The organism is Armatimonadota bacterium, from assembly GCA_016223145.1.
Lineage (GTDB): Bacteria > Armatimonadota > Fimbriimonadia > Fimbriimonadales > Fimbriimonadaceae > Nitrosymbiomonas.
The window spans coordinates 131248-146983 of sequence record JACRPN010000011.1 but is presented as its reverse complement, the minus strand read 5'-3'; the positions used below and the strand labels follow the sequence as shown (position 1 = coordinate 146983).

The window sequence follows — 15736 nt, the reverse complement described above, 5'->3', positions numbered from 1 at the left end:
CGCCATCTGGGATGCCGCCGTGTCAAGCGGGGTAGCATCCAGCATCGTGAGAGCATGGGGGCTAGGTCTGTTGGCGGTGCTTGGCCTGCTCGGGTGCGCGCAGGGTCCCAAAGATGGCGGCAAGCTCGAACGCCAGGGCAAGGGCGGGGAGGTCACGCGCGAGACAGCGGTCTATGAGAAGCTGAGGAGCGGGGACTTTCAGCTTGGCGCCGCCTCCGAGACCATTCAAGGGGCCTATGAGCACGCGCTGAAGCTTCGGGATCGCGCGCCGAACAAAACCGATCTGCGCGCCGCACTCGACGACCTTGTGGATTTTCTGGACAGCGCCGGGGCTAGCGTTTCGGACTACGACGACATGCCGGAATCGGTCCAGTCCGTGAGAGAGAACCTGAAAAACTATGAGAACCAGGTCAAGGCGATGATCGAGCTCGCCAGCAACGCCAGGCGCGACCTCGACGAGGCCCAGGAAATCGCGGACAGCCTGCGGCTAGCGGCGGAGGGGTCGGCAAAGGACGAGTTTCAGGAGCTCTTCGACGAGATCACGCTTGCGATCGAGGACGTGTCAGGTGCAGTCGAGGCGCTGGGCGGTTCCTTGGCGAAAGGAGGCTAGTGCCTCTTTCGCTTGCGCTTCGAGGGCGTGTGCTTGCCTTTGCGGGCGGCGGCGTCTTGCTGCTTTTGGATGTCCGGAGACCACAGCGCCACACGCTCGAACCGGTCCAGTGAGTAAAGCGCCGCCGATTCCGGCTTCGGCAGCGGCGAGGCCACAAAGAGCCCGAGGCTTGTGCGCCGGACCAGGCCGCCCGAAGGCAATAGCACTTTGGAACCTGAATCAAGATTGTGCAGCCATAAGCCGTTCTCCTCACGCGCCAGGGCAAGCCAAGGCTCCTTGGGGTCGAGCAGCTTGATCTCACCACGCGACTCCATCAACGTACGCTTGGCGGCGGTTGGAAAGTGGAACCGGGACAGCAGCGTCGAACCGTATCCGGTCCGCTCGTACGCGTAGCCGGATTGGGGCCCGAGAAAGGCAAAGTCGGCCAAGTTCTCCCCCATCGCTTGAAAGTCGAATCTGGCTAGCCTGGGGTCCCACGTAGCCTTTCCCCAGGATCCGTCGGCTCGCCGCGTCAGCGCCGCCAACATCGTCCCGTCGAGCCGCAGACGTTCGCCCTCGGGACCCACGGATAGCCCCTCAAACGCCCCAAGAAGCTGCACGTGCGGTTTCGGCTCGGCAAGGTCCACCTCGATCAGGGCCTCGAGCCACGGCGCGCCGGAGAAGTCTTCCCACCGGGCCAACAAGGTCACGGCCGCGCCGACCCTCTTTGCGCCGGAGATCTTGCTGGCGAACGGCGACCTCAGACCAAGTGCGAAACAAGCCCGGTTGGCCAGAATCTCGTCGGTCGTGAAGAGCTTTGGCGTCACGCTGAGGCCCTGCAGACGAGTCGTCAGCGCCTGTTTTCCCTTCCGGATGCTCAGCCCGCGGCTATCCCATACCGCATAGGCGTCGTCCTTTCGAAAGAGGATACGGTTGACATTCGTCGAGGTGGGTTGGGTAGCCTGGCGTTTCGATTCCGCGATGGGAACCGACGTGGATCCGATCGGCGTGCGCACGGTGAAGGTCCCCTTGCGAAACGAAATCGTGGAGGTCTGTATGGGAGACGCCCAGGCTGAAGCAACCAGAAGGGCAGCCGCCAGCGCGGCTGCCGCCCGCCGTTGGCCCTTGTCCTGCCTACCCTCCATCGCCAGTCACCATTCTGAGGAGCCTACCCGTGCTGTGCAAAGACTGCGCCCGATACGACGCTGAGGCCGACCGCTGCCTCGACGACAAGCTGAACCCCGCCGATTGGGGAGGCGCGATCACGGTCGCCAACGTGATGGGCGTTCGGGCGATCTGCTCCTTCAACGACTTCCGGGAACGCCTGGTGCGCTCAAGAATCGATGCCCTGTCCAGAGTTCCAGGCGCCCCACGCGCCACCAGGCCCACACGCCGCCAGCCGCAGCGGGAGCCCTGGGTGCTTCCTGAGTAGAAACCATAGCAGAAATACCAGGAAGTGGCTTCCCCGTAAGGATTGCGGTGAACCTGGGCAAGAATAAAAGGGTTGCTGCGCCCTGCAAGGAGTGCCTGGTACCTGGCATGTGGGCCGCACAACCTGGAGGGAAAGAGACCAATGCGACTTACTCAGAAGCTCATCTTGGCGCCGCTTGCGGTGGCCGCAGCGTGTCTGGCCGGACGCGCGCAAGCTCAATGGACGGTGGTGAACCTGCACCCAGCCTCGGCAGATTTCTCGGAGGCGCTGGCCACGAACTCAGGACAGCAGGGAGGGTACGCGGCCTTCGCCGGCTATCCCCACGCCAGCCTCTGGAACGGTTCTGCGGCTAGTTGGGTGGACCTCAATCCTGCGGGCTCCCTCTATTCCGCTGTTCTTGGCGTGAACGCAGGCATGCAGGTCGGCTCCGCCGAAGTCGCCGGATCCGAGCATGCCAGCTTCTGGGGTGGCACAGCGGCCTCCTGGATGGACCTGCACCCGTTCGCCTCAGCCTGGTCTCAAGCCTTGGCGGCGGACGGATCGACCCAAGCCGGAGTCGCCGACGCTGGAGGTGTTGCCCACGCGAGTTTTTGGAGCGGCACGGCTGCGTCCTGGGTCGATCTGAACCCTGGACTGCCGACCGAGATGTCCTACGCGCTTGGCGCAGGCGGCGGCCAACAGGTCGGCTTCTCCGAGTTCGCCGGGTTCCTTGGCGCTAGCCTTTGGACAGGCAGCGCAGCCTCATGGGTCGACTTGAGCCCAGCCGGGTCGGATTTCTCGCAGGCCTTTGGGACCGACGGCGCACAGCAGGTCGGCTTTGGCTCCTTCTCTGGCGTGCCGCATGCGGGCCTCTGGTCCGGATCTGCCGCGTCCTGGGTCGACCTCAATCCGGCCGGCGCCGATTATTCCTCTGCTTCAGCCGTGGATGCGGGCCAGCAGGTGGGCTATGCCGTGATCGGCGGCGTTCAGTCTGCGGCGCTCTGGTCGGGAACAGCCGCGTCGTACACGAACCTCGGCAGCTTCCTGTCCGCGGACTACACCTGGTCCACCGCGACGGGCATCTGGCATGACGGCCCCAACACCTACGTTTCCGGAACCGGATACAACTCGGTGTTGGGCAGGTATGAGGCCCTGATGTGGGTCAAAGCGGGCTACTCGTGGTCCGGTTTCCTTCAGCCCATCAACATGGACGGCACGTCGGTCTTCAAGCTTGGGCGAACGATTCCAGTGAAGTTCCGTTTGACTGGCGCGAGCGCGGGGATCACGGACCTTGAGGCGCACCTCTACGTCGCCAAGGTTATTGACGGCATCGTCGGGACTGAGGAAGAAGCCGATTCCACCTCATGCGAGGACGACGGCAATACCTTCCGCTACGACGACGGCAAGTACATCTTTAATCTGGGCACGCGCCACCTTTCCAAAGGCACTTGGCGGCTCCGGGTGGATATGGGAGACGGCATCGAACGAACGGTGCTCATCTCGCTAAGGAAATAGCGCCCCGCAAGGGAAAAGCGTTGCCCGCCCCTCGGATTCGAAGCTGACTCAGCGTTCGTGACGGTAGCGGGCCTGGATGCCTCCGCCTCTTCCGAGGTGGAGGCTTCAACAGCGCATCACCGGGCTCAAAGCCTCCGCCTCGGAAGAGGCGGAGGCAATTCAGACACACTGTGACGCAGCCTGCTTCGAGAGGCGGGCTTCGGCCTATTTGGGTTCAGTCCGCCTCGACCCTGAGGTCCGGCGAGGAATACGTGTCGTTGGTTTCGCCGCCGTCGTCCTTCAGGTCTTCTCCCACCGAATACAGCCGGTAGTCGGCGCCCTCTGCACGGTAAGCCAGGGTGCGCCCGGTGTAAGGGTCCTCGACGATCGACTCGGGGAATCCACTGAGGTCCTTCGGCGCGGTGCCCGTCACCTTCAGTGACTTGTGGATGAGGGCCTCCAGCGCGAGCATCCTTGTACGTGCCAGCGTGGCATCCCGCATGGAGAAGAGAGGCTTCATCGCGCCGAAAAAGTGCCGCGCAAGCCGCCTCCAAGGCCGGTGCTCTCCCAAAGGCGGATCCCCCTGCTCCTTGCGCGCGGCGGCGTCGAGGGGGGCGATTTTGGCGTTCCAGGCGCTAACCTGCTCCGCCTCGGCGGCGAACCCCTCAAAGTAAGCGGGCCGCTTCGAGGCGTCCTTCGGCCGAAGCTGCTCCAGATAGGTGACGGCGTCGGAGACGTCGGGCCCGAGCGAGCGTGTCAACGCCTTCAGGTTTTGATCGCGATAGAGGTCCTGAACCGTCTGCACCGCCGCAAGCATGTTCAGCCGTTCGTTGGCCGCCGTCGCAGCCATCGAGGGCCGCTGCTCCAGAATCGCGCCCAGACCGGCTGCCAGAGACTGCAGTTGCCCGGCGCCCATTCGGGGAAGCGCCGGCGCGAGGGCCCGCCGGGCCCGGTCGACAATGGTGAAGCCCAGGCCGGCGTCGGTAGCCGATCCCGCTGAGAGCGAAAAACCGAATCGGGTTGCCGCCAGGGCGTCCTGTACCGCCCGTTCATAGTCTTCGCGAGCAACGGCCGCCTCGATTCGCCAGGAGAAAGCCTGCCCGAGCAGCCACCAACCTTTCTGGTGGGGTGCCGACTCAAAGGGGCCTCGTGCGACAAACCCGAAGGAACCGTCCGATGCCGTCTGAGTGACCCGCGCCATCGACGGCGCCAGACGGTTTCGCAGCTCGCGCTTCATTCCGGGTGTGAAGTTGACTCTGCCGCCGAGCTTGCCTGCGGCTCTCTCCGCTTCTTCGGCCGCGCGCTGGTACTCGGCGAAGCGCCCGGTCGCACCCTCGGCCGAAGGCGCGGGAGACCACTGGGGATAGGGAGGGGGAGGAGACGAGCCGCACCCGGCCGCTATCCAAGCAAGCAGAGTAACGAGACCAACCCGAAGGCCATCCATGGCGCGGGGCATAGGGCCATTTTAGCCCTCCTTTGGGCGAACCTTGGGGGGCCGATCGGAAATTGCGACTTTTTGGTCGGATAAGCCTTAGCGCAACAGGGCGCTCCGCCCGAGAGCAGGGGCGCCTGGGATATCCTTTAGGCTCATGAAAGCCGTCGTACTTGCCGCCGGAAAAGGAACGCGGCTCTATCCGGCAACCCTCAGCGTGGCGAAGCCTCTGCTCCCGATCTGCAACCGCATCACGCTCGCCTATGCATTCGACCGCCTTCGCGAAATGGGGGTTGAAGAGGCGGCCATCGTCGTCGGCGAGAACGAGCCGCAGCTCAGGGCCGCGCTGGGTTCGGGGCGGGCGTTTGGGCTTCGATTGGAGTATGTGCGGCAGGTGGAGGCTAAAGGGCTGGCGCACGCGCTCGGATTTGCCCGTGAGTTTTGCGGGGAGGAGCCGTTCACGATGTATCTGGGCGACGCGGTGTATGACAAAAGCCTTGCCGGACATGCCGCCAGGTTTCTCGACAGCGGCGCAGCGAACCTGAACTTGGTGCAGTGGGTCGAGGACCCACGCCGATTCGGTGTGGCCAACCTCGACGGCGAGCGCATCGTCAAGCTCGTGGAGAAGCCGCAGGAGCCGGAATCGAACTACGCGATGGCGGGCCTCTACTTCTTCCGGCCCGACATCTGGGAGGTGCTTCCCGACCTGAAGCCGAGCGCGCGGGGGGAATACGAGATCACCGACGCGATCCAGATGCTCATCGATCGGGGCAAGACCGTGCTGGCCGGAAAGAACGAGGGGCACTGGTTCGACACGGGCACGCTGGATTCATTTCTGGAGACATCTCGCTCGATCACCCAGGGCGGGCACTTGATCGACGCCTTCGCGCAGGTTGAGAGCACGATTGGGAAGGATGTGGTGGTAGGGGCAGGGGCCACCGTTCAAAGCTCCCTGATCGAGGACACGACGGTGCTCCCAGGGGCCAGCGTGCGGATTTCCGGCGCTATTCGGCACTGCGTCTTGAGCGGCGAGGTCCAAGCCGACGGCGATCTGATTGGGGAGATCCGGTAGGCGGGGAGAGGGAGAGTCGGGGAGTAGGAGAACCGGGGAGAAGGGGAAACGGAGAGCGGGCTACAGCTCGCGCAGGAGATAGTGGGCGGGGGTCGTGAGCGGATAGCGGTTGGCGGTGTGGATGAAGGGCGGGGTTCACCCCGCCTTTTCAGGGCGAGCGGGCTTCAGCCCGCATCTCGCTCGGCCCCCTATCCTCTCTTCACCCCATTATCTCCCGGCTGGCCCCCTCCCTAACCTCTACCGCTTCACCGCCGCGTAATGAACCCGATCGCTGTTCTTCCTCGGCCGGTCCAGCGTGTAGCTGTGAAACACCTCGACCGACCCGAATCCTGCCGCCTCCAAAGACCCCCGGACCTCCTCGTCGGAATGCGCCCGCTGCACGTGCACGATCTCCAACTCCTCCCCCTTTCGCCAAAACTTCATCGTCACGTGGATCAGCCGGGTCTCGGGGTCCCAGTCGCCCCTCCACTGGTAGCGCAGCTTTGCAGCGGGGTGCATTTGGCGCTGGTCGAACATCCGCTCTTCAAAAGCGTAGGCGGTATTCAGGTCGAAGATGAACGAGGCCCCGCTCGGCAGGTGCGCGCCAACCCGCTTGATCGCCTTGGCGAACGCGAACGGGTCAGTGATGTAGTTCAGGCTATCGAAAAACGAGAACGCCGCGTCGTAGGTCCGCCCCATGTCGAAGGTCGCAGCGTCCATCACCTCATAGCGGATGTCAAGACCTTTCGAGGCCGCCTTGCGCCGCGCTTCATCCACCATCGGAGCGCTGAGGTCAAACCCGCTGACCTGAAAGCCCTCCTTCACCAGTTCCTCGGCGACCTTGCCCGTCCCGCAGCAGACCTCGAGCAGATGCTCGGGATAAACGTCCTGCCGCGCGAGGAGGAGCTTGTAGTAGTCGGCCCACATGCCATACGGCACGACGCGCATCAGCTCATCGTAGAACGGCGCTACAGGGTCGAAACCGGACACCCTCCTACTTTGCCACAATCGCACCATGACCCTCCAGGAGTGGCTGAGCGAGGCCGAGCGCCGCCTCGCGGCGAGCGGTATCGAATCGGCGCGATTCGAGGCCCAACTCCTGGCCGCGCACGCTCTGGGCAAAAACCGCTCTTGGGTGCTCGCCCACCCTGAAACTTCGCTTGAAGCGGAAGCTCTCGACAGCCTCTTGGGCAGGCGTGAAAGACGCGAGCCGCTCGCCTACATCATCGGGTTTCGCGAGTTCTTTGGGCGTGATTTTGAGGTCTCGCCCGCCGTCCTGATCCCGCGCCAGGAGACCGAGGTACTCGTCGAAGCATGCCTGCGGTTGACTTCCGAAGCGCACGAAATCCGGGTTCTGGACATCGGCACGGGCAGCGGCTGCATCGCGATCACCCTCCAGCTCGAACGGCCCGACTGGAAGGTCTGGGCAGCCGACATCTCTCAAGAGGCGCTCGCGATCGCTCAGCAAAACGCGAAGCGACTCGGAACGGGCAGCGTGCAGTTCGTCCAATCCGACCTCTTCGGGAGGTTCGAGAGGCTGAAATTCGACCTCATCGTCTCCAACCCGCCCTATGTCGCCCACGGGGAGTCTTTGATGCCAGAGGTCGGCCTGCACGAGCCAAGAGAGGCCCTTTTCGCCGGGCCCACGGGTGTCGAGGTGTACGCGCGGATGGCGGCCGAGGCGCCGGACCATTTGAACTCCCGTGGCCGGCTGATCGTCGAGATCGGGGTTGGCCAGGAACTGAGAGTTCAAGGCCTCTTTCAAGAGGCGGGCTGGCGGCTCGTCGAGGCGACCAGAGACCTCTCCGGCATTGTCCGAGTGCTCGCGTTTGAGCTGCAAAACTGAGGAAATCGCGGTTCCTTCCGATACGAATATCGATGAACGTCGGAAGCACCGGCTCCACCAACCCACACCTGAATATCGGCGGCGCGCAGCCCGCGACGACGCCCAAGTCCGACGCTGTCGAATCTCCCCAGGCGCAGCTCCTCCGCCGATTGATGGAAGCCCAGAGGAAGGAAGCCGAGGCCCAGTCCAACCGGTCGGAAGGCGTAGGGCAGCTTCTGGATATCCGAGTATAGGTGCGGAGGGACGGGAATCCCGTAGCCGCGGGTTCCGTGCCCGCGCAGGACCGAGGAACCGAAGGACAGAGGGACCAGGGGGCCGGAGAACGCACCGCCCCTCATCCCTTCATCTCCTCATCTCTTCATCCACACCCCCTTCCCTCAACCCTTCCATCCTCCTCCTCTCCCGGCGCCCGGGTACAATCACGCGCCGATGAGCGAGAAGCCGCCCCCCAAGCCCGTCTGGTGGAAGAACACCTACTTTTGGATCACGGGCATCCTGGTGCTGGTGGCAGCGTACGGCCTAGCCGTCGGCGAGAACGCCGTTCGCGATCCGGGCCAGAAGCGTGAGGGCGGTCTGGTCCTCATCTACCTGGGCAGCGCCGTGGTCATGTTCGTCAACGGCTGGCTGAGCCACAAGCAAACGGTTCAGCATTACAACGAGTATCTCGAAGAAGTGGAGTCTTAATAATATGGTCAAATGTTCGTGCGGCAGGGTGATGGACAAAGTGCCTTCGTGGCTACAGGGGGTGAAGGCGGAGTTCGTCTGCAACAACTGCCCGGACCGCAAGACCAAAAACATCGCCTTCATTTCCCTTGAGCCGACGACTCCGGCTGCAGCCACGCCCACGGGCGGGCTCGATGAGGTCCTGGAAGACGAAGACCTGGCGATCGACGACGCCGAAGAATAAGCGGCGAACCGGTCGCCGACTGGTCTGAGACCGGGCGTCCCCTAGATCGATCCGGATGGAGGGTGCGCTTCAGCCCGCCTTTTCAGGGCGAGCAAGCTTCAACTTGCGCCACCGCCAAGCGCCACCATCAAGTAGGCAGAATGCTAGAGCTGAGCCGCCAACAGCCCTGACGCATCCCTCAGTGCCCCCTCGAGGGCCGCCACGTCCTTCCCGCCGGCGGTCGCGAAGTCCGGACGTCCGCCCCCTCCGCCGCCCACCCGCTTCGCCAACTCGCGCACCAGGTTGCCCGCGTGCGCGCCCTTGGCCTGGGCCTCTGCGCCGACCTTGACGGCCAGACTCACCTTGCCATCTGCCGCCAACGCCACTACAACAACGCGGTTGGGTTGCGCGTCGGCCAATCGGTCAGCCACCGCCGTCGCTTCCTTCATGTCGCCGTCATCCAGTTTTTGAATGGCCAATTCGACGCCTTTCACGTCGAGCGTCGCGGCCTGCTGGCTGTCCGTCCCTTGAGCGCGCAGGCGCTCCACGCGCTTCTTCTCTTCTCGGAGCTGCTCTTGTAGCCGCGCGATGGCGCCCGCCACTCCCTTGTTTTCGCTTTGCGAAAATGAGGGAGGGGCAGGGGGAGGGAGACTCCCCGAGATCTCCACGACGCGCACCTTGTCGCCGTACTTTTCCCCGAACAGCGCCATAGCGCCCTTCGCCTTGGCTTCCGCGATGGGCACGTCCATGTGGATGTTTACCGCGTCGGCCTGAAGGATCTGGTCGTTCACCATCCGCTCGACAAGGGCCAGCTCCTCCGCCGTCATCGCCTTGCCGTGGGTGAAGTCGAACCGAAGGTGCTCGGGACTGACCAGCGACCCCGCCTGGGTCACATGCTTGCCGAGAACGCTGCGAAGCGCCGCGTGGAGCAGGTGGGTCGCGGTGTGGTTCCGGGCGATGTCGCGTCGTCGTGGGGCGTCCACGCGGGCGATCACGGGCTGACCATATAGGAGTCCCTGAAGGTAGCCCTTGGCTTCCTCGGGGGTCTTTCCGGAGAGGTCGAAGTCCTGGCCCTCAAGCACCTCGACGAGGTGGACGATCACGCCGTCCTGTTTGATGAGGTCCACCACTTTGAGCTTGAAAGTGCTCCCCTCGATGGTCCCGGTGTCGGAGACCTGGCCCCCGGATTCGGCATAGAACGGAGTGCGGTCGAGGGCGATGACCAGCCGAGCACCAGGCGTCGGTTCCTCATCGACGAAAGGCAGAGCGCCCACAATCCTGGCCTGGGTGGTGGTCTCCTGGTAGCCGGTGAAGAGGGTGGGTGTTGGGCCTATGGCTTTCCCTGTTCTGTCTGTCACGTCGGACTTGTCTGACGGGTCTGACCCGTCCGACACTTCCAAGTGATCGTGAAGCGCGTACAGGTCGATGCGTACCGTCACGCCGCCATACACCGTGTCGCCCGAGTGCGCGGCCTTCGAGCGCTCCTGCGCCTCTTTCATGGCGGCCTCAAAGCCTTCGAGGTCCACCTCAATCCCGGCTTCTTGGCAGAGCTCTTGGGTGACTTCGAGGGGAAAACCGTAGGTGTCATAGAGCTGGAAGGCGAAGCGGCCCGGAAACGCTACCATTGAATGAAGCTGCAGTGTCCACGGCTTGAGGGATTGCGTTTGAAAAACGGCTTGCTCAAGAGGGTTGAAAAGCACATGCCGCGTCCCAGTTTCTTCGTGCAAGCGCTTTGCGATCTCTGGAATTACATGGTCAGTCAGGGTCTCGAGAAAGACCCCAAAGCCTTCCTTCAGTGTTCTCCTAAACAGCCCCTCCTCATTCCTCAGCGTCTCGACGATCATCTCGCGCCGTTCGGCCAGCTCCGTGTAATGCCCGCCCAGCGCCTCCGCCACACCCTCATACACATTGTGCAGGAACGGCTCTTCGATCCCCAGCACCCGCTGCCCCTTCAGCACCGCCCGCCGGATCAGCCGCCGCAGCACATACCCGCGGCCCGTATTCGAGGGCAGGATGCCGTCGGCGATGCAGAAGCACGCCGCCCGCAGGTGGTCGGCGATGATGCGCTCGGCAGAAGCAAGTCCCGAGACGTCTCGCTCCGTTCCGGCGCCAGACCTCGGACCTCGAACCTCGGACCTGATCGCCCTAAACACCGGCTCAAAGAGGTCGTTGTCATACACCGACTTCGTGCCGTTCAGGACAGTGATCGTGCGCTCAAGGCCCATGCCCGTGTCTACCGATTGGAACGGCAGCGGGTCCATTCCCTCCTTCACCCATCCGTCCGAGGGCCGCTCCGGATTCTTCAGCCGGCCCTTCCATTCGTACTGGATGAACACGTCGTTCCAGATCTCCAGCCACTTGCCGGCCTTCTCGTCGCGGAGATAATCCTCTCGGGAATAGCCCCCTCCTCTTGGAGCGGAGCGAGAGGAGGAGGGGGTTGTGGGTGGCGGTTCCGTCATTGTCGATCCCTCCTCACCCGGTTCGCTGCGCTCACCGACCTCTCCCGCGAGGGGAGAGGTGATTCCTGATGAGGATGTCGAGGGCGGGTCCTCGTCGTTCGGAGTCCAGTAGAACATCTCCGAATTCGGGCCGCAGGGGCCAGGAGGTCCCTTGGAAAAGGCGCCCGCGGGCCAGTAGTTGGTTTCCTCTCCCAGCCGGAATATCCGCGTCTCGGGGTCGATGCCCGCCGCCCTCAGGTGCTCCGCCCAGAAGCCATAGGCCTCGTCGTCCTCCTCAAACACGGTGAACGAAAGCCGCTTAGGATCCAAACCTAGCCACTGCGGCGACGTCAAGAACTCCCAGCTATAGGCAATGGCGTCCTTCTTGAAGTAGTCGCCAAAGCTGAAGTTGCCGAGCATCTCGAAGAAGGTCAGGTGCGTCGGGTCGCCGACCTCTTCGATGTCGGTCGTCCTGAGGCACTTCTGCACGTCGGTCAGGCACTTGCTGGGTGGCTGCGCCACACCACGAAAGAACGGCTTGAACTGCACCATGCCGGCGCCGGTGAACATCAGCGACTCGTCGAGCCGCCCGGTGGCGTCATACGGCACCAAGGAGGCCGAAGGGTAGACCTGGTGGCCCTTCGACTCAAAAAACGCTAGGTACTTCTCTCTCAGTTCACGCGCCGTCATTCGAGGTAGGAGGGTACCTCTTGAGCGGCAACTCCCTCAGCGCGCTTCCCTTAGCGAATCGGCCCCCACCCAGCCGATGATCGCCCCCAGGTAGGCCAGGTTCCCACCCCAAAGCAGGGTCTGCAGAGGATCGATGGCGACGGGCGACAGCATCGAAGCCGCCGAGAGCGAAGCCGCCGCGAACCCTACGGCGCCGAGCATCCTCCCCGTGGAGTAATCGAACGACTTGTTCACCAGGCACGACTGAGCGAACAGCACCGCCGCCAGCCAGAAGTTGACCACCGCCACGAAGAGCAGCCCCACCGCGGGAGCAGCCCGGCTTGAGCCATAGGGCGTGGCGGATTCCAGGCTGTCCACCATGTTGCCGAGGCTCATGGCCGCCCCGATCGCCACCCCCGAAATGAGGAGCATCACCATCAGGCCCAGCGTCCAGGTTGAGATCAGCGCAATCTCCGGGAACACCGCCGGCTCCTTGCTCAGCACGACATAAGCCGATGCGGCAGCCAGAACCAGGAATCCCACAAACGGTGCGATGGTCGCGCGGGGCTTTGCCTGCCGTTCTTCGGGCTTGCCGATGCCCATCTGCGCCATCTTGAAGACCTCTTCGTAGCGCCGCAGATAGTAGGGGTTTCCCGTGTCCATCTGGACCGCCAGCGCAAAGAGCTTGGCCGCCTTCCTCAGGTCGCCGCGCTGTCGGACGATCTCGCCGAGCACACCATAGGCCACGGCCTGCCTGGGGTCGCGGTCGAGGATGCTCTGGGCAAGCGTCTCAGCCTCGCGAAACCGACGCTTTTCAAAGAGAGTCTTGAGCTGCGCCACCTCGGAGGGAGTCGGCTTGCCGGGCCCCTTCGGCGCGGCCTTGGGCGGGGCCGCGCGGCGCGGCGGATCAGGCCTGGGCGATGGGCGCGAGGTCGGACGCCTTGAAGCTCTGCCCTGCGCCACCCCTTGAGCCTCAAGATTGAGCAGACGATCGTAGTCCTGTCGCCGTGCGGTGTCGCTCAGCACCTCGTAGGCTGAGGACGCTTCCAGGAACTTCTCGCCTTCCCCGGGCGCCCGGTCCGGGTGATACTTGAGCGCAAGCTTGCGGTAGGCCGACTTAATGTCGCCTTGAGAGGCGTTCTTTGGAACGCCTAGCACTTCATAATGGGTCCGGTTAACGTTGGCCAACGATGATCGTCCGTCTCAGCCGCAGTTCCCAAGCTCATCGGAACCTCTCACCCGGTGCACTTCGTTCACCGGCCCCTCCCACACGGGGAGAAGCGGACATCTCGCTCAGCGGGCAAGGTGATCGGCGCGGGTGTGGCTATGCGCTCTACCGTATCCCATCGGCAGCTTTCGGATCAAGCTCAGGGTGCTGAATGAGGGTCAGGCCAAGCTCGCCGCCCGAATCGCCTCAATCCGCCGCACATAGTCGTCCAAATACGCATCCGTCTGCGTCTGCTCCGGGCTCTCGGCAAACACGTGGAACAGCGGCTCCACCGCGTCCGGCAGCACCAGCACCCAGCTCTCTCCGTCGTAGATCTTGATGCCGTCCAGCGTATCCACGCGCTCCTTCTCACGGCTGAACTCCGTCAGGCTGCGCATCACCGATCCCTTGGCCTCCCACGGGCACTTCACCTGGGCGTAGCCCATCATGAAAGCGGGCACCTCGTCGATCACTTCGCCTAGTCGCAGACCAGTCTTTTTGAGCAATCCGACCAGTCTCGCGAACCCAAACATGGCGTCGTAGCCGGGATGCAGCGCCGGGTGGATGAACCCGCCGCGGTCATCCCCTGCAAACGAAACACCCGCATCGAGCGCCGCGCTCATCAGCGAGCGGACGTCCGCCTTGGTGCGAATCACCTGAGACCCGGACCCCTCCAAGAGCCTCACCAAACGGTCCGGTGCGGCCACGCTCAGCGCGATCGAGCTGTTGGGCTCTGCCTTGGATTGCAGCATCCCCATAGCCGCCAAAAGCTTGTTTCCCTCTAGCACCCGTCCCCGGTCGTCCACCACCGTGAGGCGCTCGCCCTCCTCGGTGAAGAGCACCCCCAGGTGGTAGTTCAGCGAGTCGACGATGCGCCTCAGGTGCTCTACGTGGCGCTCCACATCCTCTCGATGCCGGGGTGCCAACTTGGCGTCGTTGAAGGCGTTCAGGCTGACCGATTCAATGCCCATCCGCGCCAGCATCGCCGGGTAGAGCGACGCCACAGGGCTATAGCCGTAATCGCAGACCACGCGCATCGCGCGCTGCGGCTCCGGCATATCGAGCAGCCGGAAGAAGTCCTCCTGATAGCCCTCGATGGCCCTGCTCGTGTAGTCAATCACCCCCAGGTCCTCGGGGTCGGTGCGCTTGAAGTCCTCTCGGAAATGGGCGTTCTCTACCTTTCGCTCCATATTTCGCGAGAGGTAGGCCCCGCGGCTGTCGAAAAGCTCGATGAGCGTCACGCGGGTATTCCCCGGCAGCTTGCGCACATACGCCGCCCCCGCCGCCCCCATTGCCTTCGTGTGATGTCGCACGATCGGCGCCGCCGCCGAACGCATGTCCGAGACATCGCAGCCCACACCCAAGAACGCCGCAATCATGGCGCGCTTGATCATGCGCGAGCTGCGCGTGCTGTCCCGGGCCGTGACGACACGGCTGGAGGGCGGGAGGCTTGAGCCATACGCCGCGCCCAGCCGCACTGCGAGGTCCGGCGTGATCTCAATGTTGCTGATGCCGGCGACGCCCAGGTCCCGGAACAGGCTGACGCGCCACTGGTGGCCCCAGACCAGCGACATCGTTACCGTCGCCCCGCGCTCGATGATCTTGTCGGGCCAAAGCTTGACCTTCGGCCGGATCGAGGCGCCGACGTCGAGCAGGCAGCGGTCGCCAACGACCGCGTCCTCGCCGACGGTCGCGTCCTTCTTGATCGTCACCCGGGAACAGCAGATCGCCGAGTGGATTCCCACGTTTGGGCCCACATAGGCGCTGTCCCAGATCACGGAGCGCTCGATGGTCGCGCCCTCCTCCACCAGGGCGTTGTCGCCGATCACCGTGTGGGGCCCGATCACCGCGCCCGCCCGGATTTTGCAGTTCGCTCCCAGGGCCAGCGGCGGAATGAGCTGTGCGGTTTCATCGATCATGCATCCGGGCCCGAGGAACACGCCCGGCGTCACCTCGTTGCCGGGCACGGGAAGGTCCACCTCTCGCGCAAGAAGGTGGCGCTGAGCCTCGCGATACTGTGTGAGCGACCCCAAGTCCGCCCAGTAACCCTCCATGATGAACCCGAACATGGGCTTGCCCGCCTGAAGCAGCTCTGGGAAAATGTCCCTGCTCCAGTCGTAGATCTTCCCAGGCTCCATGAGCTCGAACACCTCGGGCTCCAGGATGTACATGCCCGTGTTCACCGTGTCGCTGAACACCTCCGACCAGCCCGGCTTCTCAAGGAACCGAACCACGCGGCCCTCGTCGTCGGTGATCACGACGCCAAATTCCAGAGGATTCGGGACGCGCGCCAGTACCAGCGTCGCCACGCTTCCCTTGGTTCGGTGGAATTCTATGGCTTTGGTCAGATCGCAATCGGTCAAACAGTCCCCGGACACGATCACGAACGAACCGTCTTTCAGCCGCTCGCGCGCCATATTCACGCTGCCCGCCGTGCCCAGGGGCGTGTCCTCGATGGCGTAGGTCATCCGCACGTCGAACTCGGACCCGTCTCCGAAGTAGTTCTGAACCTCGTCGGCCAAGTAGTGCAGCGTCGAGACGACTTCGGTGATCCCATGCCGGCTCAGGAGCCCCAGAATGTGCTCCATGATCGGCCGATTGCCGACCGGCGCCAGGGGTTTGGGGCGCTGCGCCGTGACGGGCCGAAGCCGGGAGCCCTCGCCCCCCGCCATCACGACTGCTTTGACCTTTGCGCGCGGACTCATCTATAAGT

At 63.8% G+C, this 15736-nt stretch carries 14 protein-coding genes; 8 read left to right on the top strand and 6 right to left on the bottom strand.

Translation table 11 applies throughout. The features are described 5' to 3' along the window. Nucleotides 1-46: 46 nt before the first annotated feature. The gene (locus HZC36_09365; GenBank protein ID MBI5707181.1) at nucleotides 47-610 is read left to right on the top strand and encodes a cell division protein SepF; all 564 of its coding nucleotides are present in this window, start codon (nucleotides 47-49) and stop codon (nucleotides 608-610) included. Here the strand turns inward: HZC36_09365 and HZC36_09360 are convergent. After that, a complete protein-coding gene (locus HZC36_09360) occupies nucleotides 607-1734 on the bottom strand; it encodes a hypothetical protein (GenBank protein ID MBI5707180.1) in 1128 nt (375 codons plus the stop codon). The genes HZC36_09365 and HZC36_09360 overlap by 4 nt on opposite strands. 29 nt (nucleotides 1735-1763) lie before the next feature. On the opposite strand from HZC36_09360, the gene HZC36_09355 reads away from it, so the two are divergent. Then, complete coding sequence (locus HZC36_09355; GenBank protein ID MBI5707179.1) at nucleotides 1764-2021, top strand: hypothetical protein; 258 nt, start codon at nucleotides 1764-1766, stop codon at nucleotides 2019-2021. A gap of 141 nt (nucleotides 2022-2162) precedes the next feature. Continuing rightward, nucleotides 2163-3515 (top strand): PxKF domain-containing protein, encoded by a 1353-nt coding sequence (locus HZC36_09350; GenBank protein MBI5707178.1) that lies wholly within the window; start codon nucleotides 2163-2165, stop codon nucleotides 3513-3515. Nucleotides 3516-3729: 214 nt separating this feature from the next. Here HZC36_09350 and HZC36_09345 read toward each other — a convergent pair whose 3' ends face one another. Next, nucleotides 3730-4950, bottom strand: coding sequence for a hypothetical protein (locus HZC36_09345; GenBank protein MBI5707177.1), 1221 nt, complete (start codon nucleotides 4948-4950; stop codon nucleotides 3730-3732). Nucleotides 4951-5083: 133 nt separating this feature from the next. Between HZC36_09345 and HZC36_09340 the strand changes: the two genes are divergently transcribed. After that, nucleotides 5084-5998: an NTP transferase domain-containing protein gene (locus tag HZC36_09340; GenBank protein ID MBI5707176.1), complete on the top strand. Its 915-nt coding sequence runs from the start codon at nucleotides 5084-5086 to the stop codon at nucleotides 5996-5998. A 237-nt stretch (nucleotides 5999-6235) separates the two neighbouring features. Here HZC36_09340 and HZC36_09335 read toward each other — a convergent pair whose 3' ends face one another. Next, entirely contained in the window at nucleotides 6236-6967 is a 732-nt protein-coding gene (locus HZC36_09335) for a class I SAM-dependent methyltransferase (protein ID MBI5707175.1), read from the bottom strand. Between the two features lie 25 nt (nucleotides 6968-6992). On the opposite strand from HZC36_09335, the gene prmC reads away from it, so the two are divergent. The 4 genes from prmC to HZC36_09315 all read left to right on the top strand — a co-directional run bounded on the left by prmC (nucleotide 6993) and on the right by HZC36_09315 (nucleotide 8730). Continuing rightward, on the top strand, nucleotides 6993-7823 hold the full coding sequence (gene prmC, locus HZC36_09330; protein ID MBI5707174.1) for a peptide chain release factor N(5)-glutamine methyltransferase: 831 nt from the start codon (nucleotides 6993-6995) through the stop codon (nucleotides 7821-7823). Between the two features lie 32 nt (nucleotides 7824-7855). After that, the gene (locus HZC36_09325; protein MBI5707173.1) at nucleotides 7856-8056 is read left to right on the top strand and encodes a hypothetical protein; all 201 of its coding nucleotides are present in this window, start codon (nucleotides 7856-7858) and stop codon (nucleotides 8054-8056) included. Between the two features lie 196 nt (nucleotides 8057-8252). Continuing rightward, nucleotides 8253-8507 (top strand): hypothetical protein, encoded by a 255-nt coding sequence (locus tag HZC36_09320; GenBank protein ID MBI5707172.1) that lies wholly within the window; start codon nucleotides 8253-8255, stop codon nucleotides 8505-8507. 4 nt (nucleotides 8508-8511) lie between these two features. Then, on the top strand, nucleotides 8512-8730 hold the full coding sequence (locus HZC36_09315) for a hypothetical protein (GenBank protein MBI5707171.1): 219 nt from the start codon (nucleotides 8512-8514) through the stop codon (nucleotides 8728-8730). Between the two features lie 143 nt (nucleotides 8731-8873). Here the strand turns inward: HZC36_09315 and HZC36_09310 are convergent, their stop codons facing one another. From HZC36_09310 to HZC36_09300, 3 genes are all read right to left on the bottom strand, one after another. Beyond that, nucleotides 8874-11837, bottom strand: a complete 2964-nt coding sequence (locus HZC36_09310) for an alanine--tRNA ligase (GenBank protein MBI5707170.1) — start codon at nucleotides 11835-11837, stop codon at nucleotides 8874-8876. A 36-nt stretch (nucleotides 11838-11873) separates the two neighbouring features. Continuing rightward, nucleotides 11874-13004 carry a DnaJ domain-containing protein gene (locus HZC36_09305; protein MBI5707169.1) on the bottom strand — a complete coding sequence of 377 codons (1131 nt, stop codon included), beginning with the start codon at nucleotides 13002-13004 and terminating at the stop codon, nucleotides 11874-11876. 198 nt (nucleotides 13005-13202) lie between these two features. Beyond that, complete coding sequence (locus HZC36_09300) at nucleotides 13203-15728, bottom strand: NTP transferase domain-containing protein (GenBank protein MBI5707168.1); 2526 nt, start codon at nucleotides 15726-15728, stop codon at nucleotides 13203-13205. Nucleotides 15729-15736: the final 8 nt, after the last annotated feature.

What these genes read in the sequence shown, in the direction of transcription:
- HZC36_09310 (MBI5707170.1), bottom strand. Translation starts at nt 11,837, where the DNA reads ATGACGGCGCGTGAACTGAGAGAGAAGTACCTAGCGTTTTTTGAGTCG.
- HZC36_09345 (MBI5707177.1), bottom strand. Translation starts at nt 4,950, where the DNA reads ATGCCCCGCGCCATGGATGGCCTTCGGGTTGGTCTCGTTACTCTGCTT.
- HZC36_09350 (MBI5707178.1), top strand. Translation starts at nt 2,163, where the DNA reads ATGCGACTTACTCAGAAGCTCATCTTGGCGCCGCTTGCGGTGGCCGCA.
- HZC36_09325 (MBI5707173.1), top strand. Translation starts at nt 7,856, where the DNA reads ATGAACGTCGGAAGCACCGGCTCCACCAACCCACACCTGAATATCGGC.
- HZC36_09315 (MBI5707171.1), top strand. Translation starts at nt 8,512, where the DNA reads ATGGTCAAATGTTCGTGCGGCAGGGTGATGGACAAAGTGCCTTCGTGG.
- HZC36_09360 (MBI5707180.1), bottom strand. Translation starts at nt 1,734, where the DNA reads ATGGAGGGTAGGCAGGACAAGGGCCAACGGCGGGCGGCAGCCGCGCTG.
- HZC36_09320 (MBI5707172.1), top strand. Translation starts at nt 8,253, where the DNA reads ATGAGCGAGAAGCCGCCCCCCAAGCCCGTCTGGTGGAAGAACACCTAC.
- HZC36_09300 (MBI5707168.1), bottom strand. Translation starts at nt 15,728, where the DNA reads ATGAGTCCGCGCGCAAAGGTCAAAGCAGTCGTGATGGCGGGGGGCGAG.
- HZC36_09340 (MBI5707176.1), top strand. Translation starts at nt 5,084, where the DNA reads ATGAAAGCCGTCGTACTTGCCGCCGGAAAAGGAACGCGGCTCTATCCG.
- prmC (MBI5707174.1), top strand. Translation starts at nt 6,993, where the DNA reads ATGACCCTCCAGGAGTGGCTGAGCGAGGCCGAGCGCCGCCTCGCGGCG.